Raw genomic sequence first — 2,487 nt, forward strand, 5'->3', positions numbered from 1 at the left:
CACCAACAACACCAACAACTGGGATCACGGCTACGACTACCGGCAAAAATCCGTGGCCATCGTCGGCAGCGGCGCCAGTGCGGCCCAGGTCATTCCGGCCATTGCCCCGGACGTCGGGCACTTGCATGTGTTCCAGCGCACGCCCCACTGGGTATTGCCCCGGGCTGATCGCAGGTTTGGCCGCTTCGAGCGCTGGCTGCTGGGGCTCAAACCCGCCTACAAGTTGCTGCGCTGGGGTATCTACTGGCAATTCGAAACCCGGGTGTTTGGCTTCAAGTATTCGAAGCCGGCGGTGCACATGGTCCAGCGCCAGGCCCTGCGTTTTCTCAAACACCAGGTGCCGGACACCGAACTGCGGCGCCAGCTGACGCCGGACTACACCATCGGCTGTAAACGGGTAATTCTGTCCAGCACGCTGTACCCGGCCCTGGCCCGTAGCAACGTGACGCTGCACAGCCGCGAACAAGGTATCGCGTCCATCGACGAAACCGGCATCGTTACCCTCGAGGGTCAACACATCGACGTGGACCTGATCGTCTGGTCCACCGGCTACGATGCCACCGACGGGGTGATTTGCTACCCGGTAACGGGCAAAAACGGCACATGTCTCAAGGAGGTCTGGGCGCAATACCCGCGGGCCTACCTTGGCACCGCCCTGCCCGACTTCCCCAACCTGTTCATCGTCACCGGGCCGAACACCGGTATTGGCCACACCTCGGCGCTGTTCATCATCGAATCCCAGATGAATTACATCCTCGATTGCATTCGCACCTTGAAGGATCAAGGTTTACGCAGCATCGAAGTTCGCCATGAGGCGGAACGTACCTACACTGAAATGATCCACCGGGAAATGGAACGCACCGTGTGGAAGTCCGGTGGTTGCCACAGTTGGTATCAAAGCAGGAGCGGTCATGTGATTGCCATGTTTCCGGGGTTCAGCTTCAGCTTTCATCGCTTGACCCGAGCGCTGAAACCCGCCGATCACATTTTGTCCTGAGCAGATACAAGGGAGACGCGTGATGCTTTTGTTGTTCGTCGTTCTCGCAGTGTTCGTCGCCTGGAGCTGGCTGACCTACCCGGCCATCGGCTACTGGCTCTATGACTTGAACATGGCGGCCGAGGCCAAGTTGTACCGGCTGCACAAAATCGTCGTGCCCATCCCCGAGATGACCGTCTCGACCTGGCAAGGCGGACCGTACGAGGCCACCAGCAATGTGCTGATGCTCCATGGCTTCAGCGCCGACAAGAACCTCTGGCTGCGTTTCGCCCGGCACTTTGTCGGCAGCCACCGGGTGATCATCCCGGACATCGCCGGCCATGGCGAAACCGGCTTCAAGGCCGGCGGCGGCTATGACATCCCGCTACAGGCCAAGCGCATGATCCAGCTGCTGGACGTGTGCGGGGTGGAGAAAGTCCATGTCATCGGCAATTCCATGGGCGGCTACATGGCCGCATGGCTCGCGGCCACGTACCCCGAGCGCATTGTGTCCGTGGCGCTGATCGACCCGGCGGGTGTCACCGCGCCCGAGCCCAGTGACCTCGAGCGGCATTTGGCCAAGGGCCACAACCCGTTTCTGATTCACTCGCGCGAAGAGTTCCAGCGCTTCTACGCCATGACCATGGCTTCGCCACCCTGGGTACCGAAGCTGGTTCTCGATGCCGTCGCCCAGCGCTATGAACAGTCCCGCGAGGAGCTGGAAGAAATCTTCCGCGAAATGCGCGCCAGTCCGCCGATGGAACCGCATCTGCCCGACATCACCGCCCCGGCCCTGTTGTTGTGGGGGCGCAAGGACCGGCTGATCGATGTCAGCAGCGTGGCGGTCTGGAGCAAGGGCATCGCCGACCTGCGCGTGCATATCTGGGACGCCGTCGGGCACATGCCCATGGTGGAAGCCCCCACCGGTTCGGCGCGACTGTATCGGGAGTTTTTGGCATCGCTGCGCTCGGAGAGCCCACAGGATCAACGACTGCACTAGGGAGCGTTCTCAATTAGTGTCCCCTAGGCATGCAGTCCTTTGCAGAATGAAGTTCGTCAGAAACTTCGTTTGTCGGCGTCGCGCAAGGCTGCGATCTTTCGTCCATCCTTTACGTCACCGCGCCAGGAATCCTGTTCATGAACCACCCGAACTTCGTCAGCCCTGACCTGATCCGCCAACGCTTCTCCAAAGCGATGTCCGACATGTATCGCGAGGAAGTGCCGTTGTACGGCGCGTTGATGGAATTGGTGGAACAGACCAACCGCCGCGTGCTGGACAGCGACTCGCAAGTCGCACAACAGCTCACGAGCACCGGCGAAATCGAGCGCCTGGACCTGGAGCGTCATGGGGCGATCCGCGTCGGTACGGCCGCTGAACTGGCGACTCTCGCCCGCCTGTTCGCGGTGATGGGCATGCAACCGGTGGGTTACTACGACCTGACACCGGCCGGCGTGCCGGTGCATTCCACGGCTTTTCGCGCGGTGCATGAAGCATCGTTGCAGGTCAGCCC

The 2,487-nt window shown here is 61.2% G+C and carries 3 protein-coding genes; all 3 read left to right on the plus strand.

The genetic code is table 11. The features are described 5' to 3' along the window. On the plus strand, positions 1–997 hold a 997-nt coding region (locus AC1DVH_RS29525; RefSeq protein ID WP_477756765.1), incomplete at its 5' end, for a flavin-containing monooxygenase. A gap of 22 nt (positions 998–1,019) precedes the next feature. Then, entirely contained in the window at positions 1,020–1,976 is a 957-nt protein-coding gene (locus tag AC1DVH_RS29530) for an alpha/beta fold hydrolase (RefSeq protein ID WP_477756766.1), read from the plus strand. 137 nt (positions 1,977–2,113) lie between these two features. Further along, the coding region (locus tag AC1DVH_RS29535) for a 2-oxoadipate dioxygenase/decarboxylase family protein (protein ID WP_477756767.1) at positions 2,114–2,487 on the plus strand (374 nt) is incomplete at its 3' end.

The organism is Pseudomonas sp. P4_C3 (assembly GCF_056402075.1).